The following is a 23,778-nucleotide window of genomic DNA, read 5'->3' on the forward strand; positions in this document are numbered from 1 at the left end:
CGCCCAACGACGGCACAGCGTACACAGCGCCGGATGTCGACGATGCGAACACCTTCGGATGTTAGATGTGGGGGTCCCGCTTTACGTGGGCACCCCGGCGCGTCACTTCCGTCAGGCCTCGCGGAACCAGGCAAGTCGGGCGCGTCTGGGCGAGCACGGCCGACGTTCTAGCCGGCCCGCTGTTTCGGTCCCGGGGTGTCGTTGGCGTTTCGCGCGATCATCGCCATTTCTGCCAGGTTGGCAGTGTGAAGCTTGGCGCGCACTCTTGCCCGGTGCACTTCAACAGTCCTTGCGCTGATGCACAGAGCAGACGCGATCGCCTTGGTCGGTTCGCCCGCGATCATCAACTCCATAACCTCGCGTTCCCGCGCGGTCAGGCTGGCTACGAGCGTGACCGCGCGTCTCTTTCTCTGGAGGGCGGCCAACGCATCGGAATCGCTGGCAATCGCCGCGTTGACGCGCTCCAGGAGATGCTGTGGCGGAAGCGGCTTCTCGAAGAAGTCGAAGGCACCGTCACGCAGCGCGGTCGCGCACGTGGAAACGTCCCCGTGCGCCGTCATGAAGATCACGGGCACCCTGTAACCGTTGTGCTTGAGGTAGCGGTTGAACTCGAGGCCAGTCATTCCCGGGAGCCGCAAGTCGAGGATGAGGGTGCTCGCCTCCTCCTCCGCGTAGGCGGTCAGGAACTCGTGCGTCGTGGCGAACGTGTGAACCTCATGTCCGATTGAACCGAGCAACCACGCAGTGCTCGCACGAACAGCTGGATCATCGTCGATCACGTAAGTGCGTGTCATGAGGCGGAACCGGGCGATGCGGGCGTTGGGCTTAGGTTGACCGCAGGCATCGACGCCTCGAAGCGCGTGACGCCGTGGCCAGTCGACGCACTGATGCTGCCGCCGAACGACTCCACAACGGTGCGACAAAGGCTGAGGCCGAGGCCGAGTCCCTCGGCCTTCGTTGTGAAAAACGACTCGAACAACAGATCGTGACCAACGTCCGGCAGGCCGGGTCCGTCATCGGCGACATTCAGATGCACCCATCCGGCATCACGATCGGTGCTCACCACGATCAACCTCTCGCGGGGGGTGTCGGAGGCGGAGGAGTCGATCGACTCTGCGGCGTTGAAGACCAGGTTCAGTAGGACCTGACGAAGAAGCACCGCATCGGCTCGCGTGAGCATGTCGTCGGAGCAGAGCTCAACTCGAACGTGGCATGCGGCAAGGTTGGCTTTTAGTTCGATCAGGGGTACCACCGAGCGCACAACGTCGTTTACGTCTACGACCTCCCGCCGGGTCGCTTGCCCTTGCAGGAAGCTTCGAATACTGGATGTGATCGAGCCTGCTCGACTTGTCTCGCGGTGAGCGAGTCTCAGAGCCTCGATGAGCTCTTCGGGGGAGAAGCTGCCGCTGGCGAGCCGCGCGATGCAACCGCTGATGTAGTTGTCGATCGCCGCGAGCGGTTGACTGATCTCGTGGATGAGCACACCGGTGAGCTCACCCACCGCCGTCAACCGTGACCGGCGATGCAGGTCGTGCTGTGGCCAGTTTGTGATGTCGCTTGCGAACGCTGAGCGGAGGGACGCTGTGGCGGAGCGGAGATCGAACACATCAGATGCTTCCCCGCGTGGTTGCCGATGCATACCAACTGCCTCCCTCTCGGACCCGGAAACGCTGCACTCCGTTGGTTCTCGCCTCATTTCGGGCTGGCGAGGCCGTGCAGAATTCTCTCGGCCGGGCAACGGTGCGGTGGTGCACGACCGTGGTGAATCGGTGACGCTGCTCCGGCGGCCGCTTGGGATCGCGGGATTGCAGATATCTTCGCAGGGTCGAACAGCTGACGAGAGCGGCGAAACAACCGGGTTAGGAAAGGTTTCTACCCGACGCGAAGAGAAGCACCCCGCGCCCGATCGGGCGCAGGGTGCTTCAGGAGGAGTGAGGGTTAAGCGGTTAGCGGATGTCAGTGGGAGTGTGCCGGCTCAGCGTCGAGGGCCGCCCACGAGCAGGTGTCCATAAGATCGCACACCGAGAGCGCCTTGAAGCCCGGCACGAATCTCTCCCCCATCTCGGCATAGAAGTTGCCGAACGTGGTTTCGACGGGGCGGCGGCGACTCTGCTCGCCCATGACGATCTGATACTCCCGGGTGAAATTCCCACGCGGAATTGCCTCGGCCACGGCCAGCGCCTGCTCTCCGTCAAGGCCGGCGCCCTCCCATCCCATCAGGTCGATCACCGCGCCGGTCGACACCAGACTGACCTCAGGACGCTTGTATTCAACAATCCCGACGCTCGTGTGCAGGGCGATCGCATCCCACACCACATCGATGCGCGACTCATCGACCGAGCGCGAGCGGAGCCAGGTCGCCGCGCCATTCGCGCCCTCTACTTCGAATCGTTCCTTTCCGATGTAGCCCGCTGTCTGGCCGAGGTCGTGCAGGATGGAACCGAGGAAGAAGAGTTCGGAGTCCGGCTTCTGATTTCGGATGCGAGCGACGAGTTCGCCGAAGACGTAGGTTCGCAGGGCGTGGTTGAACACGATCGGCGGACTGATCGAACGCACGTAGTCGGTTGCCTCTCGGGCTAGCGCAGAGTCAGGGATTCGCACGCCCGCCACTTCCTTCGGCACGGGCCACGTCTCCGGCATGCAGGCCAGGATGTCCTGCTCGCCGGCACCGCCTACATAGAACGAGGGTGTAGTCATCGCTCCCCTTGAATCGTTGAGTAGCCGCTGGGACGTCCAGTGGCCTGAGCTGAGTCAAGCGGATTGCGACGACGTCCCCAATGCGGGAAGCCCCGGTTCGATGTACGGGATTACCCCTATGCGCCGTGTCATTGGCGGAACGCCGGACGAGCGGTAGCCGGTGGTCCTGGCATGCTCTGAGTGACCCGGCTCCTCATGGTGTGACGCGCCCTTCGGCGGTCGCCAGCGAACGCGGCGGTGGGCGGCGAGACGGAACACCAGTTCTGAACGAAGCCAAAGTGGGTATGCATGCGCCTCCAGCGGCTGACGCGGCCCGTGTCGGTTCGGCAAGCTTGTGCGCGGGAGGACAGGCGGATCGTGCCGGCATCCCTGCCTAAGGCCTCGACCCGCTCCCTCCGTAGTCGCCGCGGCTCCCGTCGCGGGCGCGGCGCCTCGCGCCTTGCTGATTGGGTGCTTGTGCGAACGGTGGATTCCGGTTCCTGGCTCCGGTGTTAAGGGTTCGACATATCTCGCAGGTCGTGACAACCATGAAGCGGGTCGCGCCAGCGAGGAGTTGCACAGACTCCTCGCTGGACGCGAGTCTCTCGGTCATCTTTCCGCGTCGCCGCCTTGCTCGGCTTCAGTTGTGCGCTTCGCCAGGCTCAGCCAAGTGTCCACTACGGTATCCGGGTTGAGTGAAACGGACTCGATGCCTCTTCCCACGAGCCATTCAGCGAAGTCCGGATGATCGCTTGGGCCCTGACCGCAGATACCGACGTACTTGCCCTGGCGGCGACATGCATCGATTGCCATCGACAGGAGCTTGAGCACCGCCGGATCGCGTTCGTCGAACGCGTCGGCAACCAGGGCGCTGTCTCGATCGAGCCCCAGCGTGAGCTGCGTCATGTCGTTCGAGCCGATGGAGAAGCCGTCGAAGTGCTCGAGGTATTCGTCGGCTAGCAACGCGTTAGTTGGCAACTCGCACATCATGATGATCTTGAGGTCGTTCACGCCGCCGCGCAGTCCGTTCTCCGCGAGGAGTTCGACCACGGTGCGGCCCTCGTCGACGGTGCGAACGAACGGCACCATGACTTGCACATTGGTGAAACCCATCTCGTCGCGGACGTACCGTAGCGCTTCACACTCCATGTCGAAGCACTCTCGGAAGTCCGGTGAAATGTACCGGGAGGCTCCCCGGTACCCGATCATCGGGTTCTCCTCGTGAGGCTCGTATCGTTCGCCACCGATCAGGTTCGCGTACTCGTTCGACTTGAAGTCACTCATCCGTACGATCACCGGTTCCGGGGCGAACGCTGCTGCGATCATCGAGACGCCCTCGGCGACGCGACTGATGAAGTAGTCGCGAGGTGAGGGATACGCGGCAATGCGTCGCGAGATGTCGGTTTGAAGATCTTCAGGCAGCGACTCCATCTCCAACAGCGCCTTGGGATGGATGCCGATCTGGCGGTTGATGATGAACTCGAGGCGTGCCAGTCCGACACCGCGGTGCGGCAGCCGCGAGAACGAGAACGCTTGATCTGGGGTTCCGACGTTCATCATGATCTTGACCGGAGCGTCTGGAAGCCGGTCTAGGTGGGTTTCTTCTTCGACGAAACGAAGCTGACCCTCGTACACGAAGCCGGTATCTCCCTCCGCGCAGGACACGGTGACGGGGCTACCGTCCGAGAGAGTCCGTGTCGCGTCACCTGTGCCTACGACCGCGGGAATCCCGAGTTCACGGGCGATAATCGCCGCATGGCAGGTTCGTCCGCCACGGTTGGTGATGATCGCGGCAGCACGTTTCATGATCGGTTCCCAATCGGGATCCGTCATGTCGGCCACCAGCACGTCGCCCGTCTGAAACTCGCTCATCTGGGTGACGTCACGGAGAATGCGTACGGGGCCGGCGCCGATTCGTTGTCCAATGGCACGTCCGGACGAAAGCACCGTGCCGGACTCTTCCAAACGAAACCGTCGCAGCACATTCGCTGACGCACGGGAGATGACGGTTTCCGGGCGCGCCTGAAGGATGTAGAGCTTGCCGTCGATGCCGTCCTTCGCCCACTCGATGTCCATAGGGCGGCCGTAGTGCTCCTCGATGACGATCGCGTGCCGGGCCAGCTCCTCAACCTCAGTGTCGGTGATTGAGAACTGACCTCGTGCCCACACCGGCACGTCCACGAAAGCCGTGCTCGCCCCGGCCTCCTGGCTTTCGGTGTATTTCATCGCGATTGCCTTCTCGCCGACGGATCGCTTGAGAACGGCTGGGCGACCAGCGCTGAGGGCGGGCTTCGAAACGTAGAATTCATCGGGATTGACAGCGCCCTGCACGACGGCTTCCCCCAGTCCATAGGAGCTCGTGACGAACACTGCTTGATCGAAACCAGACTCGGTGTCGACCGTGAACATGACTCCGGAGGCGCCGACGTCAGACCGGACCATCCGCTGCACCCCGGCGGAGAGCGCAACGTCATCGTGATCGAAGCCGTGATGTGCGCGATAGGCGATGGCGCGGTCGTTGTAGAGGGAGGCGTAAACGTTGCGAATCGCGTGCAGGATGTTGGTGATGCCCCCGACGTTGAGGAACGTCTCCTGCTGGCCAGCGAACGAGGCGTCGGGCAGATCCTCCGCGGTCGCCGACGACCGCACTGCCCATGTCACAGCGTCCGGCTCCGGGTCGGTCGAGGCGATCCGCTCGAACGCCTTGCGAATATCGTCCTCGAGATCCGCGGGCAGGGGGTGCTCGGAGATCCACGAGCGTATCTCCGCCCCTACGTGAGCGAGCGCAGTAACGTCATCGACGTTCAACTTCTCGATCGAACCGCGGATGCGTTCGCGCAGACCCCCAGATGCGAGAAAGCGATTGTAGGCCTCGGACGTCGTCGCGAACCCGCCGGGCACGCGAACGCCCAGATGGGCGAGATGAGAGACCATCTCACCCAGCGATGCGTTCTTTCCGCCGACCTGGGGGAGATCGGCCATGCCGATCTCGTCGAACCAGAGAATGTTGGTCATGGAACTCCTTCGTGTGCTTCTCAGGCGCGCAGTTTGAGCGTCTGCAGGATGACAGCGGACATCTCCTCGACACTCTTCGTCGAAGAGTTGAGGAACGGGACCCGGTTTCGGCGGTAGAGATCCTCGGCGCGACGTAGCTCCAGGCTGCATTGCGCGAGGCTGGCATATCTCGAGTCAGGGCGCCGCTCGTGCCGGACTTGACTGAGCCGTAGCGGAGTGGTCGTGATTCCGAAGCATCGACCCGCGTATGAAGCGACCATCGAGGGCAGCTCGTCGGTTGGGAAGTCGTCGTCGGTTAGGGGATAGTTCGCAACCAGTAGCCCGTACTGCAGCGCGAGGTACATGGTCGTCGGTGTCTTCCCGCAACGACTCGGCGCGATGATCACAACGTCAGCGATGTCGAGTGCGCGTGAACTCTGGCCGTCGTCGTGCTCGATGGCGTACTCGACCGCCCGCATACGGGCGAAGTACTGCGTCGCATCACCAAGTGCGTGGTACCGGCCGAGTTGTTCGGAGGCCGTTGTTTCTAACGCAGCCTCGAGTTCGGTGAGGTGACCGCTCAGAAGATCGATCACCGTCGCAGAGGCGGCCCCGAGTGTCCGCTTCACTGCCGGATCCTTCGTCGTTGTGAAGAGGATCGGGGACAGCCCGGACTGCGCGTCGGCGTCGATGTCGCGCACGACCGCCGCGGCTCCCTCAGCCGTATCGACGAAGGGGATGGTGTGCTTAGCGAACGTGAAGCCGGGGAAGTTCGACAGGAGTGCGTTGCCGAGGGTTTCGGCTGTGATGCCCGTGCTATCCGATACGAAGTAGGCGGATCGATAGGCCAAGGGCCGGTCACCACGATCGATGAGTGGAGGCTTCATGATTTGAGCGTATGCCTGATTTTCGACGCGTTTGTCCTAGCAGTCGTCGCTAAAAATGGTCATTCTTGCCGCGGGCTGACAACCATCAGCCCGCACCGCAGTCCTGGAGCGTGTGCGTGAGGGGGCACAGGTAGCCGACATAAGTGCTCGGCTCCGAGTGTCCTGTCGATGCGGTGCCGCGCTAGTGGTGAGCTACCGCGTGGCAACGGAGCACGTCGCTGCAGCATCGACGCTAACTCTAGGAAAGTGGCCACGCGGCGCCGCGATCGGCAAGATCAGCGATCGCGTTGTTGACCTCTTCTGGCCGTTCTTGATGAATCCAGTGGGCCGCGCCGACAACCCGTTCGTCCAGGTTGCGACATGCGGCGCGCATCGGTTCGGCGAGATCCGAATAGGCGGCGTCGTTGACGTAGTCGTGCCCACCAATGATCAACAGCGTCGGGATGGTGATCAGTGAGTCACCTGCTTCAGCGACAAAGGCCCGGTTGTCGTCATCGTTCATGTAGAAGGAGTTGGTACCGAAGAACCCTGTGCGGGAGTACTCCTCAACGAACTGCCGCAGGTCGTTGTCGTCGATGACTGTCCGGTCGATCTCCATACGAGGAGCGGGGCCGCCATCGAACCATCCGCCGCGTCGGCGGACGGTAGCTGTCGGCCAGACGACGTCTTCCTGGTGCGGTGCATCGCCACGCAAGATCGCGGTGAAGAACGCGGGGACGTCGGCCTCGAAATGTGACTTGGCGGCGGCGAAGTCCTCGGAGTAGAAGCGGTAGTAGTCCATCTGCCCCGCCGGGTACTCATCCTCGGGGTACACATCGCGGCGGACGAAGGCCGTGACTTGCTCGAAGCCCTTCTCCAGTGTGTCGTACGGAGTGCTGATCGATCCGGCCGCGGAAAAGCGTTCCGGATGGTGGCGCAGCGCGGCCCACACAATGGGAGCCCCCCAGTCATGACCTACCCAGGTAGCGCGCTCGACGCCGAGCGCATCGAGGAGGGCGATCAGATCGCCGACGTGATGGCGAAGAGCGTAGTCGCTGTGGGATGAATAGGTGCTCGATGCGCCGACGCCCCGAAGATCGGGGGCGATGACGCGATAACCGCGTTGCGCGAGGTCGACCAATTGATGACGCCACGCCCAGGACGACTGTGGCCAGCCATGCACCAGCAGAATCGGCCGACCGTCGGACGGACCTGTGGCCCTGAAAGCAACAGTGCGGCCGGAAGCTTCGACGTACTGGAGATCAAGATCCCCGGGGTGGTGTGCCATCTCACTCCTTCGTGTGGGTGGGTGCGGCTCGGGCGATGTGTCTCGTGCGCGAGGGCCCGGCGAGATTGCCAAGAATCCACACCCGTTGGAGCCTTGACTCTTGTAATCCTTAATTTTGTATAATAGATCAAAGGCTCTACGACGGCGAATCGGCGGTCAGTTGACCGCTGGGAGCCGCCGCAGTGGGTCGAGCCTCCACCGAAGGCCGAGATGGGAAGAATGATGAGTGACAATCAAGTCGTCGTGTTCGTGACGTACCAGGGCGACGCTGATTCCTGGTTCGATCGGGAGTACTACCTCGCGAAGCACATGCCGCTGGTCCAGAGCGCCTGGGGGCCGTACGGACTGGAGAGCGCGGTGGCGTTCTTCCCGCCCGCTGTCGAGGCGGGCACCATCGTGGTGGCGGAGCTGCGATTCCGTGACGAGGCGGCGATGGAGGCGGCCTACAAGGCTCCCATTACCCCCGAGGTCTACTGCGATACGCCGAAGTACACCGACATCGCCCCGATCCGGAGCCGTGCCTACATCTTCTGACGGACGCACGGCTCCATCGAACCGAGCCCCCACGTCGTGCCCGGGTGGCGACGGCGCCGAGACATCGATCGGGCATCCACGCGACAAGCCGGAGGGGTCACGCGATAGCGCGTGACCCCTCCGGCTTGTTCTGGTTAGAGCGGCTTTCCGCGCAGGTATCTTGTGACGGCCACGGCGGTCAGAAGAGCAATGCCGTTGAATGCCGGCTCGACCCAGTTGGGAAGCCCCATCAGGTTCAGACCCGCGACCCCTGTGGCAAGGGTGACCACAGCGGTGATCGTTCCCCAGACATTGAACTGGCCCACGGTATAGGCGGTAGCGCCGAGGAATGCGGCCGCAAACGCGGGCAGCAGAAACGACGGGCCGACCGCCGGATTACCGCTTCCAAGCTGCCCGGCCATGATGACGCCGCCGATGCCCGTCAGCGCGCCCGCGAGGACGAAGGTGATGATCGTGACCCGTTCGGTGTTGATTCCGGAAAGACGCGCGGCATCTTTGCTCCCTCCGACGGCGGACATGTATCGGCCAAGGGGAGTTCGTTTCAGGAACAGCCAGACGAGCACCGAGATGACCGCGACGTAGAGAACCGGCCCCGGAATGCCCAATGGTGCGAACGAGGCGATGAGCAGCAGTTCCGGGGGTACGCCGTCGAAGATTGCGGAACCACCTGAATAGGCGAGCATCACCGCACCGATCAGTGCTGCGGTGCCGATGGTCGCGATGAACGAGTTGACCTTGAGCTTGGCGACGAGCAGACCGTTGGCGAGTCCCACCAGCATGGTCACTGCGATGGAGACGATGATCCCCACTGGAATACTCAGCACCCCGTGAGCGGTCAGGCCAGGCAGCAGGATGGCCGCAAGGCCCATCTGCGCACCGAGCGAGAGATCAAACTCGCCGATGATCAGCGTGAGCAGGGCACCGAGGGCCACCAACGCGAGCACGGACTGCGTGCTGAGGATCGTCGTGAAGTTACTCAGGGTCGGGAAGGTGGCCGGCTCGAGAATCGAGAAGACGATGATGAAGATGACGAGGAGGGCGGGAAGTGCGAAGCGTGCGCCAGACGCGAGCCTCGATCTTCTTGTGGCATGCCAGACACCGATCGCTCCATCTGGGCGGTCGGCCTCCAACTGTGAGGGATTCTGAACGGTGGTCATACGATCTCCTTTGACTGCACTTCGTGGATCAGTTCGGTGTCATCGACGCCGAACGTCGACGACGACATGGTCTCGGTGTTCATCCGTCGGCCGGACAGCTCATCGACTAGTCGGCCCCCGCGCATAACCAGAACGCGGTCGCACAATTGGGCAAGGTTGTCGAAGTCGCTGTCGATGACGAGGACGCCAACTCCCTCCGCTGCCGCCACCCGCAGCATCGTGAAGATGTCTTCCTTAGCGCCGACGTCGACGCCCTGCACCGGCTCGTCAAGGATCAGGACTCGAGGTTTGCGTGCAAGCCACTTAGCGAGAACAACCTTCTGCTGATTTCCGCCAGACAGGGTGGACAGCGCCCGATCGGGGTCAGCGGGACGGATGTCGAAGCTGCCGATCGTCCCTCGGACCACTCGCTTCTCTTTCGCGGGATCGAGCAAGCCCAACCGGTTGGTGTCGAGTTTCGCCAGAGTCACGTTCTCCGTGATGCTCATGTCGAGAACGCAGCCGTCTCGCCGCCGGTCCTCAGGCACGAGCGCGACACCCGCGGCCATCGCGCGGGAGATGGAACCACCTCGGAGTGCTCTGCCATTGACTTCTCGAGAGCCGGACGAGGTCGCCTGTGCGCCGAAGAGCAACCGTGCGAGCTCGCTCCGCCCGCTGCCAGCGAGGCCCGCCACCCCCACGATCTCGCCGCTTCGCAGCGACAACGAGGCATCCTGTACACGATGACCGCTAAGCCCTTTGGCTTTCAGAACAACAGGAGCCGCGGAGAGGTCGCGTGCCGACGAGGTCCTTCGCTGTCTGGCCACTTCAGCGCGGCCGACGATCGCGGAGAACAACCCCCGGGGATCGAGGCCGGCAACGTCGAGTGTTGCAGTGACGACGCCGTCCCGAAGAATGGTGGCCCTTGAGGCGAGCTGGAAGACCTCGCCGAGGCGGTGAGTGACGTAACCGACGCCGACCCCGCTCGCAGTGACGCGATCGATTGCCTGGAAGAGGAGCCCAGCGTCGTTGTCTGGCAACGAAGCAGTCGGCTCGTCGAGGATGAGGCAGGCGAGGGGCGGAAGGTTGGTCTCTTCTCGGTTCTGGAAGACCCGAGCGATCGCGATCAATGTGCGAGCGGTAACGGGAAGGTCGCTGATGAGGGCGTCGGGGGAGATGTCGAGTCCGAACTCGCCGAGCACGCGCGCGGCGCGCTGCCGCTGCGCTCGCCAGGAGATGAGTGGCCCCCGCCGTTCAAAGCCGACGCCAATCGCCAGGTTTTCCGCCACGGTCATGTCGTTGACGAGGCCGAGGTCCTGATGTACGAAAGCGAGACCGTACTTGCGTGCCTCATTGGGTGACATGGAGTGCGGTAGGTGGCGCCCCGCCACCTCGATGGTCGCAGCGTCAGGTCGGTGGACGCCTGCGAGGCACTTGATGAGGGTGGACTTCCCGGAGCCGTTCTGCCCTAGCAGGGCGTGAACCTCCCCAGGTCGGATGTCGAAGGACACATCCCGCAGCACCTGTACGCCCGCGAACGATTTGCTCAGCGAGGAGATCTGGAGAGCGAGAGGGGCAGCCGTGCCCATACCGTGCCCGTCGCGCTCAGGGGTTTCGTTGACCATCGCCATCCTTGTCACATCTTCGTGGTTGTAGCCTCGGCATTCAGCATTGGGTATGTTATACCCTGAGTCACGTATGCTGTATACGCTATTCCGCGCCTAGGTCTGCTCGGCGCATAGGACTCGATGAAGAGTGGGGACAAGGATGTTCAGTCGGAGATGGAAGCTTGCGGCCGTCGGTATGGCAGCCGCGCTGGCGCTCACTGCATGCTCGACAGGAGGGACGCAGGACGACGCCGGAGAAGTGGATTCGGCGTACTTCGCTAGCGTGCAGGAAAAGGTCGAGGGCCTGAAGGCGCCGCAGACCGATCTGCCGCCCACCGGTGGCCCGGAGGCAGTTCCGAACAAGTCTGTGGTGATTGTCACCATCACGATGGCTGAAGACTCGGCCAAACGACTGACCGAGGCCCTCGACAGTGCGGCGAAAGCCATCGGCTGGGACTCGACCATCTATGACGGTCAGGGCTCCGCCACCATCGCGAACGACAAACTGCAGCAGGCCGTCACGACGCGCCCTGACGGCATCGTTCTTGTTGCCTTGGACAAGACCACGGTCGGCGCAGGTCTGGCGGCGGCGGATGCCGCCGGTATTCCTGTTTCCTGCAGCTTCTGCTGGGACCTGGGCGCGGAGGACGGTAAAGGTCCGTACGCGGACGTGGAGCCGTCTCTTGAGACTGTTGCCAACATGGGCCGCGCCAGCGCCGAGTACGCATTCGTAGCCACCGATGGTCACCCCCGCTACCTGCAGCTCAACGACCCCTCGCTGAGCAATCTGATCACTCGCCAGAGTGGGCTTGAAGACTTCATCGACGAATGCCAGTCGTCGGGGGGTGACTGCAAGCTCGTGGCAAGCCAGGACTTCCAGGTCGCGGATGCTACGACCACACTGCCGGCCGCGGCCGCGACGCTCGCGCGAGCAAACCCCGACTTCAACGTGATCTGGGCGGGATTCGACTTCGCCGGTCTGCAGATCATCAGCGGACTCCGTCAGGCGGGGTTGACGTCTGGAGACTCCACGTTCCTCGTCTCCTCCGGAGGTGACGGAGCGAATCTCAAACTGATTGCCGACGGTGGCTACCAGAAGGCGAGCACCGCCATTAGTTACGAGTGGACTGGTTACGCGGGTATTGACAACCTGAACCGCATCTTCGCTGGTCAGGAGCCGATCGACCAGAACATTCCCATTCGCCTGTTCGACAAATCGAACGCCGGCTCCGCTCAGGGGGCATGGATCTCCGACTCGGACTTCAAGGCGGCATACCTCGAACAGTGGCACGGCTAGGCCGCTGAGACACCACGCGGGCGGGCGCGAAATCCGCCCGCCCGCAGGTGATCGACACCGGCTGGTGAGTATCCCCGCCCGGGCGTCGTCAACTCGACTCAAAATCGTGCAAACCAGCAGCAGCAAGGAGTAAGCAGCATGTACACCCTCGAAGGACGAGTGGCTCTTGTAACCGGCGCGGCCCGGGGCTTGGGTGCGGGGATTTCCCGCGCCCTGGCGGCGGACGGAGCGACGGTGATTCTCGCCGACGTGCTTGACGCTGCCGACACTGCGGCTGAAATTGGCGCCGACACGGGAGCTGACACCTGGGCGACGACGCTCGACATCCGCGATCGTGACGCGGCAACCTCACTCCTTGAGCAGATCGTGTCCCGGCATGGGCACCTGGACATCCTTGTCAACAACGCAGGGGTCTTCCACAACTTCGCGGCTTTGCCGGACATTCCAGACGAGGATGTCACCCGCGTCATCGACATCAATCTCCGTGGCACCGCCGTCATGAGCGCCGCAGCCATCCCGTTTATCTCCAAAGGGACGGGAAGGATCATCAATATGGCTTCCCAGTACGGTGTGGAGGGGCGCCCCGGATATGCGATCTACTGTGCGACCAAGGCAGGCGTCATCGGCTTGACTCAGTCGCTTGCGCTTGAGCTGGCGTCCGAAGGCATCACCGTGAACGCGGTCTGCCCGGGAACGCACCTCACAGACATGCTGGAGGAGCGATTCCGGCTCGAGGCTGAAAACAAGGGCCTTCCCCCTGAGGCTGCGAGCGCGCTGATCGACGAGTTCGCCGCGGCGACCATCCCCGTCGGACGCATCGGCACCGCCGCCGATGTCGGTTCGATTGTCTCGTGGATCGCTTCGGACGCGGCGTCCTTCTCGACAGGGGCGTCCTTCAACGTCGCCGGCGGCGAGACGCTCTTCTGAGCGTCCCATTCCCCAATCTTGTGCACGGAAACAAGGAGAGCACCAAATGACTGAACTCACTCTTAGTGGAGAGACGGTGCTTGTCACTGGCTCCAACGGCGGACTCGGCGTCGAGTTTGTGACGCAGGCCCTCGAGCGGGGAGCCAGCAAGGTCTACGCCACCGCGCGTACGCCGCGGGACTGGGCCGATGATCGTGTCGTCCCGCTCGCGCTCGATGTACTGGATCAGGCATCGATCGAGCATGCAGTCGCCACTGCGAGCGATGTGACGGTTGTCGTGAACAACGCAGGCATCTACCCACTCAAAGACTCCCTCCTTCACGGCACGCAGGCGGAGTTCCGGCAAATCTTCGACACCAATTTCTTCGGCGCGGTCGAGATTGTCCGGGCCTTCGCACCTGGTCTGGCGGCACGTGGAGGTGGCGCAATCATCAATGTCCACTCCGCGCTCAGTTGGCGCTCCTCGGCTCACGGGGCGTACTCGGCGTCCAAAGCCGCACTCTGGTCCGCAACGAACGCGCTGCGTGTCGAGCTTGCCGACCAGGACGTCCACGTGCTGGGCCTGTTTATGAGCTGGGTGGACACGCCGATGGTTGCCCACGAGACCGAAGTGCAGAAGGCGTCCCCGCGCGAGATCGTCGGTGCCACCTACGACGGGCTGGAGCGCCGCGACTACGAAGTGCTCGGCGACGACGACACGCGATGGATCCGCGAGACGCTCTCGGAGCCGATCGAGGCCATGTACTCCGAGCTCGTCAGAGATTGAGCGGAGTGGGACTCATTCGATCGCCTCGAGCAGGCCTCTTGAAACCGCAAGAAGGAGAGACAGGATGACAGATACCAAGGTAGCGGTCGTAACCGGTGCCAGTTCCGGAAACGGTCGCGCGATTGCGCTCCGACTCGCGCGGGACGGCTACTCGGTTGTCTGCTCGGATCTCAGAGAGCAGCCCCGCGCCGGTGGATACGACGACTCACCTGAGGTTCCCACGCACGAACTCATCCAGAATGAGGGCGGGGCGGCAACGTTCGTCGCTGCTGACACCTCGAACTTCGAGCAGATGTCGGGTGTCGTGGAAACCGCCGTCGGGGTATACGGCCGGCTCGACGTGTTCGTCAACAACGCTGGCGTGTTCTTCGGTCTTGGAAACATCGTCGAGGAGACGGAGGAAGTCTTCGACAAGACGATCGGCGTGAACCTCAAGGGCGTGTGGAACGGTTCGAAGCTGGCGATCACGCAGTTCCTGAAACAGGAGCCGCGTGACGGGACCCGTGGGGTCGTCGTGAACATCGCTTCCATCGGGGGGCTCGTCGGTCTTCCGGAGGAGCCGGCGTACTGCGCGTCCAAAGGTGGAGTGGTCAATCTTTCAAGGCAGCTCGCTGTCGACTTCGCCGAGCATCGGATCCGGGTCAACACAATCTGTCCTGGATTTCTTGAGACGGCCATGGCGCGCGAGTTCCTCGACGATCCGACCCTCAACGCGGGGCTGCACGCGCAGTCGCCCTGGCCGAACCTCGGCACGGCGGAGGATGTAGCGAAGGCAGTTTCGTTCCTCGCCGGCGACCAGTCGTCGTGGGTGACCGGCGCGAACCTGGTGGTGGATGGGGGATTCACCATCCGATGAGCGGAGGTGCCGGTCGAATGAGGACGATCGGCACCTCTACCAAATTCTCGACCGCCCGGCCCCCGGGCGGTCGAGAAATCAACAGTGAGGGCCCGATCGCAAGATTGCCCAACGGGACATTCTGATCCGCAAGTGATCCGGTCCTCCGCGAATCCCGCACTTGCAGTCGTGCGTGCCGGGTAGGAAGAGGACATGCGCACTCGGCCGACCTCGCCGCCGGACGTTCGCGTCAGAGTTGATACTCGGCCTCATATTGCATTTCGTCACGCACCGCGGCCGCGCGCGCTTCGCCGGCGAAGCGCGCCACCAGGTGCAACGCCACATCGATCGCCGCACTGATGCCCTGGCTGGTTACGACGTCACCGTCGTCGACGTAACGGTCCAGAGGGCGAAGAAGGATCGAGGGATCGATCCCGGCGACGCGCTCGAGCCGCCGCTCGTGGGTGGTAGCCGGGCGTCCGCTAAGAAACCCCGCCGAGGCGAACAGAGTTCCAGCTGTGCACACGCTTACCAGCACCGGCGTATTCGCACGCAGCGAGCGCACCCACTCGAGTTGGACCGGGTCGTCGACGATTGCCTCAATACCGGGACCTCCAGGAAAGATCACCACGTCGTAGTCGGGCGCAGCCTCGATCGAGTACATCGCGCCGATCGACAGTCCCTTGCTGCCGGTGACCGGACCCCCCGTGGGAGAGAAGACCGACGTCTGGTAACCATCTTCCGGGTGCTGCGTGGTCCACAGCGCGAGTACCTCCCATGGTGCGACGATGTCGAACTCGTCGGCGCCCTCGCAGGCGAAGATGCCGATGTGCTTCAGAGGGGTGCTATTGATCGAATTCATGTGAGAACACTGCCTCTACTTTGTTGAAGTTGCCGGGCAAATAGCACTCGGTCTCGAGCGGATCCTGCCGCGTCTGTTTCGCTCCGCGGACGGCTCGTTTCCGTCTTGTAAATACCCAAAAGGGGGTCTTGTTCCCGAGGCGCGGCGCTCGCAAGCTGACACGTATACAGGATCGCTGATCCCGTATACGTCGCCCGGTCTGACCGGCCAACACACTGTGATGGCTCGCAGGTAGCCGAACAGCGAAGCAGGATCCGACCGCAAGCGAGCATTTTCTGCCCGACTCGTCAGGGCACGCCGGTGGCACTGTGACTCATACGAATTCCGGCGGAGCAATGACGACGCCGATCACTCTGAAGGAACGACCAATGCGAATCCCACTCATCCCTGTCCTGGCATTCGCCGCTGTCGCGGCCAGCGCTATCGGACTCACATCCTGCAGTAGCAGTGATGGCGGCGACCGTGCCGCCTCCGACAGCACCGAGGTCGTGATGTTCTCACCAACATCGAGCCATCCGTATCTGGCCGCAGCCATCGCAGGGGCGACCGAGCAACTCGAGGCGGACGGATACACCCTCACGGCCGTCGAGAACAACTTCGACCAGACGGAGCAAGACACGCAGGTTCAGCAGTATCTGGCATCCGGCGAGAAGCCCGCTGGGATCATCTGGTGGCCCGCCGACAGCAGCGCCGGCATCGCCTCGCTGAGTCGCCTGCACCAGCTGGGAGTGCCGATCGTGCAGATGAACCAAACCCCTCTGCCTGAGTCCGAGGAGTATTTCACCGCGTACGCAGGAGTGAACGACACCCTTAATGGCCAGGTCGGCGGGCAGCTCGCGATCTCGGCGCGCGACACACTGCTTGAAGACGGCTTCACGCTGCACTCGGACGGCGGGAACGTGCTGCAGGTTACCGGGCCGCCCAGCTATGCGGCCACCACCAACCGCCTCGCTGGCTTTGCCAACTCCACCGCCGACGCTGGTTTCAATGTAGTTGGCACCCTGAACGCCGATTCGCTGACGCCTGACGCTGCCTACAACGTGGTCGCGCAGTCTTTGCAAGGCTTCCTAGCGAAGGGTGTTGACATCGTCTACGGCCTTGATGACAACCTCGCCGCCGGCGCCGCCAAGGCTCTTGCAGAGGCCGGTGTTCAGCCGGGCAAAGACGTAGCCGTGGTCAGCTCAACTTGCTATGACCTCGCGAAGAACACGGTTGACGGAACGTTCTTCGCCACGGGGCTGACCAGTCCGGACTATGAGGGTCTGATCGCCGCGTCAACGCTCGCAACGCTGATCGGCAATGGGGGCACGACGGATGGCGACGAGTACGAGTTCCCCGCAGATCCCGATTCGCTGCCGGATCTTGAGCGCACTCCGGCGAAGTACAACTACCTGCCGAACCCGCCGATCACTGGCGCGTTCGACGACCCGGCGACGGCGGCCACTAACGTCGCGTCGTTCAAGCTCTGGGGTCAGGGCATCGACCAGCTCTGCAACTTCTGATTCCGACCGATCCAAGCTCCCATCAATAGGAAGGCAACACCCCGTCATGATCCGCAGGACCTCTCCCGAGCTCGACAACTGGATTTCACAAGACGTCTTCAAGACGTTCGCGTTCAACCAGATCGTGAGCGTCGACCGGACCGTCTACCTCGCCGGGATTCCAGCGACGGTCGGCGGAATGGAAGATCTGAGAATCGAGCATCCCAACGACCTGGAAGGGCAGCTGAGGTTCATCCTCAACAAGTTCGACGAGCTGCTCGCCACCGAAGGGCTCGACCGTACGAGCCTCGTGGCGTGGACGTTGTACGTGACCGACAGCTCCATTCCCGAGTTCGCGCGACTGGTACCGGAGATCATCGGCCCGTGGGTTGGTGATCATTCCAACGCGCCAGTCTCCACCACTGTGGCGGTACCCAGCTGGATCGTCGACGGTCAGCTGATCGAGATCACAGCGATCGCCGTCCGGCCGTAGATGCCAACTGCCGATCGGTTCCGGCGTCCGGCGAGCCCGCTCACGGAACCGGTCGGCCTCACCGACTCGTAGTCGGCCACCTCATCGAAGCAAAGAATCCAGGGTGCGAACTCGATGTACTCACGTAGCAACAGTTCTCGCGGCCGCGCGTCGTCGGCGATCGTTGATGAAACCTCTCGCCAGCCGCTAGTCGCCGTCCCATCAGGCTCGTCCCCCGCCCCGCTGCTGCGGGTTGCGGGAATCAGTAAGTCCTACGGCCAGGCTCGCGCGATTGGGGATGCGCACTTCACAGTCCAGGCCGGCGAAGTGATGGCGTTGCTCGGCGAGAACGGCGCGGGAAAGTCCACCATCGTGAAGTGCCTTGCGGGTCTCGTTCAGCCCGACGCTGGCGAGATTGAGATCGCGGGAAAGGCCATCGCCCTCTCGACTCCGGCAGATTCCCTTGCCGCCGGCATTGCAGTTGTACAGCAGGAGCTCAGCCTCGTAGCGACGCTGACCGCTGCCGAGAACGTCTTCCTAGGTACCAACCTGCCTGGAGCTTGGACCCAGCGACGGCTGCAGCGTCTCGCGAAACCACACCTTGACCTTGTCGGCTTGCCGGAGAGCCACCGCAACCGACCGATCGCTGAGCTCTCGGTCGCCGAGAGGCAACTCATCGAGATCGCCAGGCTGATAGCGCGAGACGCCCGCATCCTCATCTTCGACGAGCCAACCGCCGCGCTCTCAGACGTCGAGATCGAGCGGGTGTTGGAGGTCGTGCGGCGGTTGGCGGCGACTGGATGTGCAGTTATCTACGTCACTCATCGCCTGCGCGAGGTGTTCATGTTGGCAGATCGAGCAACGATCATGCGCGGCGGTTACAGCCAGCCCACCGTTGACATCCAGTCGACTGACCTATCCCAGGTCGTCGCGATGATGCTCGGGCAGACGCTCGAGAACGTCTTTCCCGAACGCTTGGAGGAGGTTGACACGAGTCTGCCCCCCGTTTTCGAGCTGCGCGAGCTCACCACGTCGCAACTGGTCACTCCGGTGAATCTCAGCATTGCACCGGGGCAGATCGTCGGTCTTGTCGGGCAGATCGGCAGCGGAGCACCCTCAATCCTGCAGGCGATCGCAGGCATCGACCACACCGCCCGCGGCGAGGTCTACATGATGGGTCGACGCAGCAGCCCGCGTTCCATACGACAGGCGATCGCCCAAGGCATCGCATACTGTTCGGCCGATCGCAAACGTGACGGGTTCTTCTACAGCTTTTCCGTAACCCAGAACTTCATGGCGCCGGCCCTGAGGTCCGTGTCCGTCGGAGGGTGGTACTCCGCGGCACGTGCTCGCAGACATGCCGAGAAGCTCGCAGACATGTTCAGCGTCAGCCGCGATCGCTTGACGAGCGCGGTTGGCACTCTCAGCGGCGGCAATCAGCAGAAGGTGGTGCTGGGCAAATGGATGTCGCGGAAGTCACGCGTGCTGCTCGTCGAGGAACCGACGCGCGGCGTGGACATCGGTGCACGATCTGAGATCTACCGTCAGCTCCGGTTGCTTGCAAACTCGGGCGTCACTGTGATCTTTGCCTCGTCCGACATCTCCGAGGCCGTCGGCCTCGCAGACACGCTGTTGACCTTCTACCGCGGTGCTCTCGTTCGGGCGCGACCAGCGATCGGGCTCGACGAGGCCGAGGTCATGATCGATGTCACTCATGGAACACAGGAGCGCGCAGCATGAGCACGACACAAGCGAGCCTGCCAAAGGCCGTGCGCGAGGGGGCTGCAACCACGTCGATTCTGCGTCGATCGAATTTCGCTGTCGCCGTGATCGTGGGACTGCTGTTGGTTTTCGCGGTCACCACTCCTGCCTTCCTTACGTACGAGAACTTTCGCTCGGCCATCGGTAGTGCCGCACTCACCGGGACGGTGGCCGTGGGGCTGACCTTCATCACCCTGTCGGGCAACTTTCTGCCACTGTCCGTCGAGCAATCGGCCACATCGGTAGCGATTTCGCTCGCCATCGCGCTCAACGCGGGGCTGCCGGTGCCGCTCGCTCTACTGGTAGCTGTCGTGGTTGCCCTCATCGTGGGCGCCGTGCAGGGCTATGTGGTGAGCCTTGGTGCCAACCCGATCATCGTCACTCTCGGCGCGGGTGCCGCAATAGCAGGCATTGTCGCAGCAGTGACCGGGAACCGCGCACTCACTGTCGACGCGACGTTGCTGCGCTGGCTAGGCGACGCGAGTCTGCTCGGTGTGCCGATCTCGACCTGGATCTTCCTCGCGATCACCGTCGTTGCGACGATCTTCAGCCGGCATCACCGGCGTGGTGTCGAGGTGCGATTGATGGGGGAGAACAAGGCGGCCGCGCGTGCCAGTGGCCTGTCAGTGCCGTTCCTTACCATTCTGGCGTTCGTGCTTGCCACCCTCGCGATCGCGGTAGTCGCGATCCTTTCCGTCAGCTCGTTCGGTCGTGCCAGCACCGATCAGTTCACCGGACTGACATTCAACGCGATCGCCGCGGTACTACTCGGAGGCACCGCACTCCAGGGCGGGCTGGGCTCACCAATGCGCTCCGCGTTCGGGGCCGTCTTTGTCGCCCTGCTCATCAACATGCTGTCGCTTCGCGAGTTTTCCTACGGAGCCCGCCTCCTTGTCGAAGGCATCGTCGTTGTGGCAGCAGTCAGCTATTACCGGGTTCGCTCGAAGGCGGTGCAGAAATGAGCGCGAATACTGTTCCTGCGTCGTCCTGGCACACACCACCTCCACTCGTGGTGCAGGTGGGCATGCTCGCCGTAGTGTGCGTCGCCTTCGCGGCGCTCAACCCAAGCTTCCTCAGCATCGACGGCGTGTTCGGGGTATTTCAAGGCTTCGCCTTGTTGGGCCTGGTCACCGCGGGCGTGGGCGTCACGATCATCGCCGGAGAGCTCGACCTTTCGGTCGGCTCGATGGCGGCTGTCGGGGGCGTCGCGGCGGTGTCGCTGCTGCCGCTCGGCACCATACCTGCGGTGCTCATCACCGTTATCGTCTGTACGGCATTTGGTGCGCTGCAAGGCGCGCTCGTCGCGAAGCTCAACATCAACTCACTCGTCTTCACGATCGGAACGATGTTCGCGCTGCGCGGCGTTGCTTACGTCCTCGCGGGCGAGGAGGCCGTACTCGTTCCGCTGGATCAGCTGAACCTGTCCAATGGGGTTATCTCCCGCATGGGCATCGTTTCGCCTTTCACCATCATCACCCTGGCCATCATGGCACTCGTTGGTGGCTACCTTGCGTTCACCCGCTATGGCCGCGAGATCTACGCAGTCGGCGGCGGACGGCACGAGTCCAAAGCCGCCGGTGTGCGCCAGATCCGGCCGATCGCGAGCGCCTTCGCGATCTCGGCCGGCACCGCGGGGCTTGCCGGCTCGCTGTCGTCGATCGCATCAGGCAGTGCAGCGCCATTCGCGTTCACGTCAATCCTGCTCTCAGCGATCACGGCGGTGCTCATCGGCGGACTCGCCGTTGACGGAGGCCGCGGCAGCATGGCGAACATCATGCTCGGTGCACTGATTCTCGCAACCCTCACCGCGGGGATGTCGAGTGAGGGAGTGCCTTCGGCGGTTCAGCAGCTCGTGATCGGCGCGCTCCTGCTCATCATCATCGCGGTGGAGATCGCAAAAGGCCGCAAGAAGTTCAACCTGAGCGCAAGCGCCCTCGTCTCGGCTGACGCGCGTCGCCGCAGCATCCGCGCAGCGGATCCCCTCGCCAACCGCAGAAGACAGGAGAAGATGTGAACCTCTATCGTCAATTCCGAACCCAGGCCGAGATCGATGAGCAGTACAACTTCGAGGAGATCTACCCCGACCGCGACGAAATCATCTCGGCGCAGTTCGCACGCAGCCACCGCGTGTTCAACGAGTCAGGAGTGCGCACCGCGCAGTTCGGCCCCACCGTCGATGAGTACCTCGACATCTATCCTGCCCTTACAGGGCCAGCGCCGATCTTCGTCTTCATTCATGGCGGGTACTGGTATCTCGATGTCGCCACCCGCGACTTCGCCCTGACCACACTCGCCCCGCGTGAGAACGGAATGGCCGCGGTTATTCCCGACTATTCGATCGCGCCGAAGGTGACGATCGACGAGATCACGCGACAGAGCCGCGCGGCGGTCGCCTGGATCTACGCGAATGCACACACGTTCGGAGGGGACCCGGATCAAATCTACGTGGCTGGGCATTCGGCAGGCGGTCACCAGGTTGCCATGTTGTTGAGCACCGATTGGGAGGTCGAGTACGGTCTGCCCAACTCCACCATCAAGGCTGGGATTGCCGTCAGCGGGCTGTTCGACCTGCGGCCATTCGCCTACAGCTGGCTGGCACCGCGTCTTCTGCTGACTTCGGAGACTCTGCATCGACAGTCGCCCATCTTCACCGTGCGCGAGGGCGCTCCGCCGCTGTTGCTGGCCACCGCAGAGCACGAGCCAGCCGAGCTGCACCGTCAGACGCAGGCGTTCCTCCAAGTATGGGAGAGCGCCGGCAACGAGGGTCGCAGCGTCGTCATTGAGGGCGCGACCCATCTGAACGTGATCGAGGGGTTCGGCGAGCATGACAGCCAACTCTGGAAGGAAACCTCGCGGCTCTTGCCGACAAGGACGACGCCCGCTGACACCTCAACGCGGAGAATCTGATGATAAAGCTCACGGTGCTGGTCAAGCGGAACCCGACACTTTCGGTCGAGGAATATCGGCAGTATCACCTGAATACCCATTCCCGGTTGCTGATGACACTTCCTGAAGCGCAACAGTTGATCCGACGCTACTCCATCTCTTTCCCGGTAGCGGATGCTGGGGTGTTTGATGCTCCCGAGTTCGACGGAATCGCCGAATTGTGGTTCGACGATGTAGCGGCCATGGACGCGTTCCTCGCGTCTGAGAACTTTCGCACGCGCGTGCGCGAGGACGAAACCCGCTTCCTCGACGGCGAGGGCACGACCGCGATGGTCACCGAGGAAATGGTAGTGGTGCCGTGATGTGGGATCGCATCCAACGGCGGCATTCGGTGATCGCGCTCGCTCTCCCCGGCGTGATCACCTACGACCTCGCAATCGCGGGTGAGGTGTTCGGGCATCCCGACTTGCGTCTAGCGTACGACTTCGCAGTCTGCACCCCTGAGCCGGGGCGGGTAAGGGCGAATGTCGGATTTGACATCCACGTCGACAACGGGCTGCAGGCACTGGAAACCGCCGATACTGTGGTCGTGCCTGGGTACCTTCCACTCAGTGACCCACCGCCAGAGGTACTTTCCGCGTTGCGCGACGCGCACGATCGCGGCGCGAGGATCGTGGCGCTGTGCACAGGCGCCTTCGCCGTAGGGGCTGCGGGGCTCGTGGACGGACGCCGTGTGACTACGCACTGGCTCGAGCTTGACCGGCTTGCCAAGCGCTTCCCGGCAGCGACGGTGGATCGCCACGTCCTCTACATCGAAGACCGGGGCGTCTCGACGTGCGCGGGTGTCGGTGCGGGCCTGGACCTATGCATCCACCTCGTGTGCCTCGACGTCGATGCCGAGACGGCCACCCGTATCGGCGAGCGGATGGTGGTCGGGCCGCACCGCGCGGGCGATCAAGCGCCGATGCTCGAGCGCTCACGTGTGAGGTCGGGGCTCACCGGTCTCTCTCACACTCTGGACTGGTCGGTGAGTCAGTTGTCGGAGAAGTTGACGATCGGACAGATGGCCGAGCACTCGGGGTGGGCGCCAAGCACGTTTGCGCGTCGGTTCGTGGCCGAAGTGGGGATGACACCCCTGCGCTGGCTCACGATCCAGCGGATCGGCGAGGCGAAGCGGCTGCTTGAGACCACCGACTTCACGATGGAACTAATTGCGCACCTGTGCGGGTTCGGCACATCGTCGACACTGCGGCATCACTTCTCGCGGGAAATGGGCCTAAGCCCGGCTGCCTATCGCAAACGCGCCCGGGAACCGCGCCAGGATCTGGATCTCCAGTCTGAAGAGCGCCTCGTCACGCGATACGCAGGCGCGGCATGAACGGGGTCGGCC

The 23,778-nt window shown here is 63.0% G+C and carries 22 protein-coding genes; 13 read left to right on the forward strand and 9 right to left on the reverse strand.

The genetic code is table 11. The features are described from left to right. Positions 1–167: 167 nt before the first annotated feature. From J2Y46_RS04940 to J2Y46_RS04965, 6 genes are all read right to left on the reverse strand, one after another. Entirely contained in the window at positions 168–794 is a 627-nt protein-coding gene (locus J2Y46_RS04940) for a response regulator (protein ID WP_310240648.1), read from the reverse strand. Then, a complete protein-coding gene (locus J2Y46_RS04945) occupies positions 791–1,501 on the reverse strand; it encodes an ATP-binding protein (RefSeq protein ID WP_310240650.1) in 711 nt (236 codons plus the stop codon). The genes J2Y46_RS04940 and J2Y46_RS04945 overlap by 4 nt, the downstream gene beginning before the upstream one ends. 455 nt (positions 1,502–1,956) lie before the next feature. Beyond that, positions 1,957–2,697 carry an HD domain-containing protein gene (locus tag J2Y46_RS04950; protein ID WP_310240652.1) on the reverse strand — a complete coding sequence of 247 codons (741 nt, stop codon included), beginning with the start codon at positions 2,695–2,697 and terminating at the stop codon, positions 1,957–1,959. Between the two features lie 588 nt (positions 2,698–3,285). Further along, positions 3,286–5,691 carry a phosphoenolpyruvate synthase gene (ppsA, locus tag J2Y46_RS04955; protein ID WP_310240654.1) on the reverse strand — a complete coding sequence of 802 codons (2,406 nt, stop codon included), beginning with the start codon at positions 5,689–5,691 and terminating at the stop codon, positions 3,286–3,288. Positions 5,692–5,711: 20 nt separating this feature from the next. Further along, on the reverse strand, positions 5,712–6,557 hold the full coding sequence (locus tag J2Y46_RS04960) for a pyruvate, water dikinase regulatory protein (RefSeq protein WP_310240656.1): 846 nt from the start codon (positions 6,555–6,557) through the stop codon (positions 5,712–5,714). A 238-nt stretch (positions 6,558–6,795) separates the two neighbouring features. Continuing rightward, a complete protein-coding gene (locus J2Y46_RS04965) occupies positions 6,796–7,824 on the reverse strand; it encodes an alpha/beta hydrolase (protein WP_310240658.1) in 1,029 nt (342 codons plus the stop codon). Between the two features lie 222 nt (positions 7,825–8,046). Here J2Y46_RS04965 and J2Y46_RS04970 point away from each other — a divergent pair, with 222 nt between their 5' ends. Next, positions 8,047–8,358, forward strand: a complete 312-nt coding sequence (locus J2Y46_RS04970; protein WP_310240659.1) for an EthD family reductase — start codon at positions 8,047–8,049, stop codon at positions 8,356–8,358. Positions 8,359–8,492: 134 nt separating this feature from the next. Here J2Y46_RS04970 and J2Y46_RS04975 read toward each other — a convergent pair whose 3' ends face one another. Then, positions 8,493–9,515 carry an ABC transporter permease gene (locus J2Y46_RS04975; protein ID WP_310240661.1) on the reverse strand — a complete coding sequence of 341 codons (1,023 nt, stop codon included), beginning with the start codon at positions 9,513–9,515 and terminating at the stop codon, positions 8,493–8,495. Then, on the reverse strand, positions 9,512–11,119 hold the full coding sequence (locus J2Y46_RS04980) for a sugar ABC transporter ATP-binding protein (protein WP_310240663.1): 1,608 nt from the start codon (positions 11,117–11,119) through the stop codon (positions 9,512–9,514). Before J2Y46_RS04980 ends, J2Y46_RS04975 begins: the two co-directional genes overlap by 4 nt. 178 nt (positions 11,120–11,297) lie before the next feature. Between J2Y46_RS04980 and J2Y46_RS04985 the strand changes: the two genes are divergently transcribed. From J2Y46_RS04985 to J2Y46_RS05000, 4 genes are all read left to right on the forward strand, one after another. Continuing rightward, the gene (locus J2Y46_RS04985) at positions 11,298–12,398 is read left to right on the forward strand and encodes a substrate-binding domain-containing protein (protein ID WP_310240664.1); all 1,101 of its coding nucleotides are present in this window, start codon (positions 11,298–11,300) and stop codon (positions 12,396–12,398) included. A gap of 138 nt (positions 12,399–12,536) precedes the next feature. Continuing rightward, a complete protein-coding gene (locus J2Y46_RS04990) occupies positions 12,537–13,325 on the forward strand; it encodes an SDR family NAD(P)-dependent oxidoreductase (RefSeq protein ID WP_310240666.1) in 789 nt (262 codons plus the stop codon). Between the two features lie 46 nt (positions 13,326–13,371). Then, positions 13,372–14,091 (forward strand): SDR family oxidoreductase, encoded by a 720-nt coding sequence (locus J2Y46_RS04995; RefSeq protein WP_310240668.1) that lies wholly within the window; start codon positions 13,372–13,374, stop codon positions 14,089–14,091. 64 nt (positions 14,092–14,155) lie between these two features. Continuing rightward, on the forward strand, positions 14,156–14,947 hold the full coding sequence (locus J2Y46_RS05000; RefSeq protein ID WP_310240670.1) for an SDR family oxidoreductase: 792 nt from the start codon (positions 14,156–14,158) through the stop codon (positions 14,945–14,947). Between the two features lie 229 nt (positions 14,948–15,176). Here the strand turns inward: J2Y46_RS05000 and J2Y46_RS05005 are convergent, their stop codons facing one another. Then, positions 15,177–15,788, reverse strand: coding sequence for a DJ-1/PfpI family protein (locus J2Y46_RS05005; protein WP_310240672.1), 612 nt, complete (start codon positions 15,786–15,788; stop codon positions 15,177–15,179). A 335-nt stretch (positions 15,789–16,123) separates the two neighbouring features. On the opposite strand from J2Y46_RS05005, the gene J2Y46_RS05010 reads away from it, so the two are divergent. From J2Y46_RS05010 to J2Y46_RS05045, 8 genes are all read left to right on the forward strand, one after another. Next, positions 16,124–17,290 carry a substrate-binding domain-containing protein gene (locus J2Y46_RS05010; protein ID WP_310240673.1) on the forward strand — a complete coding sequence of 389 codons (1,167 nt, stop codon included), beginning with the start codon at positions 16,124–16,126 and terminating at the stop codon, positions 17,288–17,290. Between the two features lie 46 nt (positions 17,291–17,336). After that, positions 17,337–17,762: a RidA family protein gene (locus J2Y46_RS05015; RefSeq protein WP_310240675.1), complete on the forward strand. Its 426-nt coding sequence runs from the start codon at positions 17,337–17,339 to the stop codon at positions 17,760–17,762. A gap of 114 nt (positions 17,763–17,876) precedes the next feature. Further along, entirely contained in the window at positions 17,877–19,481 is a 1,605-nt protein-coding gene (locus J2Y46_RS05020) for a sugar ABC transporter ATP-binding protein (RefSeq protein WP_310240677.1), read from the forward strand. Next, positions 19,478–20,464 carry an ABC transporter permease gene (locus J2Y46_RS05025; RefSeq protein ID WP_310240680.1) on the forward strand — a complete coding sequence of 329 codons (987 nt, stop codon included), beginning with the start codon at positions 19,478–19,480 and terminating at the stop codon, positions 20,462–20,464. The genes J2Y46_RS05020 and J2Y46_RS05025 overlap by 4 nt, the downstream gene beginning before the upstream one ends. Positions 20,465–20,511: 47 nt before the next feature. After that, on the forward strand, positions 20,512–21,516 hold the full coding sequence (locus J2Y46_RS05030; RefSeq protein WP_310240681.1) for an ABC transporter permease: 1,005 nt from the start codon (positions 20,512–20,514) through the stop codon (positions 21,514–21,516). Then, positions 21,513–22,409: an alpha/beta hydrolase gene (locus J2Y46_RS05035; protein WP_310240683.1), complete on the forward strand. Its 897-nt coding sequence runs from the start codon at positions 21,513–21,515 to the stop codon at positions 22,407–22,409. The genes J2Y46_RS05030 and J2Y46_RS05035 overlap by 4 nt, the downstream gene beginning before the upstream one ends. Continuing rightward, positions 22,409–22,750, forward strand: a complete 342-nt coding sequence (locus tag J2Y46_RS05040; RefSeq protein ID WP_310240685.1) for an EthD domain-containing protein — start codon at positions 22,409–22,411, stop codon at positions 22,748–22,750. Before J2Y46_RS05035 ends, J2Y46_RS05040 begins: the two co-directional genes overlap by 1 nt. Continuing rightward, on the forward strand, positions 22,750–23,766 hold the full coding sequence (locus J2Y46_RS05045) for a helix-turn-helix domain-containing protein (RefSeq protein ID WP_310240688.1): 1,017 nt from the start codon (positions 22,750–22,752) through the stop codon (positions 23,764–23,766). Before J2Y46_RS05040 ends, J2Y46_RS05045 begins: the two co-directional genes overlap by 1 nt. Positions 23,767–23,778: the final 12 nt, after the last annotated feature.

It is taken from the genome of Microbacterium sp. BE35, from assembly GCF_031457705.1.
Taxonomy (GTDB): Bacteria; Actinomycetota; Actinomycetes; order Actinomycetales; family Microbacteriaceae; genus Microbacterium; species Microbacterium trichothecenolyticum.

What these genes read in the sequence shown, in the direction of transcription:
- J2Y46_RS04940 (WP_310240648.1), bottom strand. Translation starts at nt 794, where the DNA reads ATGACACGCACTTACGTGATCGACGATGATCCAGCTGTTCGTGCGAGC.
- J2Y46_RS04950 (WP_310240652.1), bottom strand. Translation starts at nt 2,697, where the DNA reads ATGACTACACCCTCGTTCTATGTAGGCGGTGCCGGCGAGCAGGACATC.
- ppsA (WP_310240654.1), bottom strand. Translation starts at nt 5,691, where the DNA reads ATGACCAACATTCTCTGGTTCGACGAGATCGGCATGGCCGATCTCCCC.
- J2Y46_RS04960 (WP_310240656.1), bottom strand. Translation starts at nt 6,557, where the DNA reads ATGAAGCCTCCACTCATCGATCGTGGTGACCGGCCCTTGGCCTATCGA.
- J2Y46_RS04965 (WP_310240658.1), bottom strand. Translation starts at nt 7,824, where the DNA reads ATGGCACACCACCCCGGGGATCTTGATCTCCAGTACGTCGAAGCTTCC.
- J2Y46_RS04970 (WP_310240659.1), top strand. Translation starts at nt 8,047, where the DNA reads ATGAGTGACAATCAAGTCGTCGTGTTCGTGACGTACCAGGGCGACGCT.
- J2Y46_RS04975 (WP_310240661.1), bottom strand. Translation starts at nt 9,515, where the DNA reads ATGACCACCGTTCAGAATCCCTCACAGTTGGAGGCCGACCGCCCAGAT.
- J2Y46_RS04980 (WP_310240663.1), bottom strand. Translation starts at nt 11,119, where the DNA reads ATGGTCAACGAAACCCCTGAGCGCGACGGGCACGGTATGGGCACGGCT.
- J2Y46_RS04985 (WP_310240664.1), top strand. Translation starts at nt 11,298, where the DNA reads ATGGCAGCCGCGCTGGCGCTCACTGCATGCTCGACAGGAGGGACGCAG.
- J2Y46_RS04990 (WP_310240666.1), top strand. Translation starts at nt 12,537, where the DNA reads ATGTACACCCTCGAAGGACGAGTGGCTCTTGTAACCGGCGCGGCCCGG.
- J2Y46_RS04995 (WP_310240668.1), top strand. Translation starts at nt 13,372, where the DNA reads ATGACTGAACTCACTCTTAGTGGAGAGACGGTGCTTGTCACTGGCTCC.
- J2Y46_RS05000 (WP_310240670.1), top strand. Translation starts at nt 14,156, where the DNA reads ATGACAGATACCAAGGTAGCGGTCGTAACCGGTGCCAGTTCCGGAAAC.
- J2Y46_RS05005 (WP_310240672.1), bottom strand. Translation starts at nt 15,788, where the DNA reads ATGAATTCGATCAATAGCACCCCTCTGAAGCACATCGGCATCTTCGCC.
- J2Y46_RS05010 (WP_310240673.1), top strand. Translation starts at nt 16,124, where the DNA reads ATGACGACGCCGATCACTCTGAAGGAACGACCAATGCGAATCCCACTC.
- J2Y46_RS05015 (WP_310240675.1), top strand. Translation starts at nt 17,337, where the DNA reads ATGATCCGCAGGACCTCTCCCGAGCTCGACAACTGGATTTCACAAGAC.
- J2Y46_RS05020 (WP_310240677.1), top strand. Translation starts at nt 17,877, where the DNA reads ATGTACTCACGTAGCAACAGTTCTCGCGGCCGCGCGTCGTCGGCGATC.
- J2Y46_RS05025 (WP_310240680.1), top strand. Translation starts at nt 19,478, where the DNA reads ATGAGCACGACACAAGCGAGCCTGCCAAAGGCCGTGCGCGAGGGGGCT.
- J2Y46_RS05040 (WP_310240685.1), top strand. Translation starts at nt 22,409, where the DNA reads ATGATAAAGCTCACGGTGCTGGTCAAGCGGAACCCGACACTTTCGGTC.
- J2Y46_RS05045 (WP_310240688.1), top strand. Translation starts at nt 22,750, where the DNA reads ATGTGGGATCGCATCCAACGGCGGCATTCGGTGATCGCGCTCGCTCTC.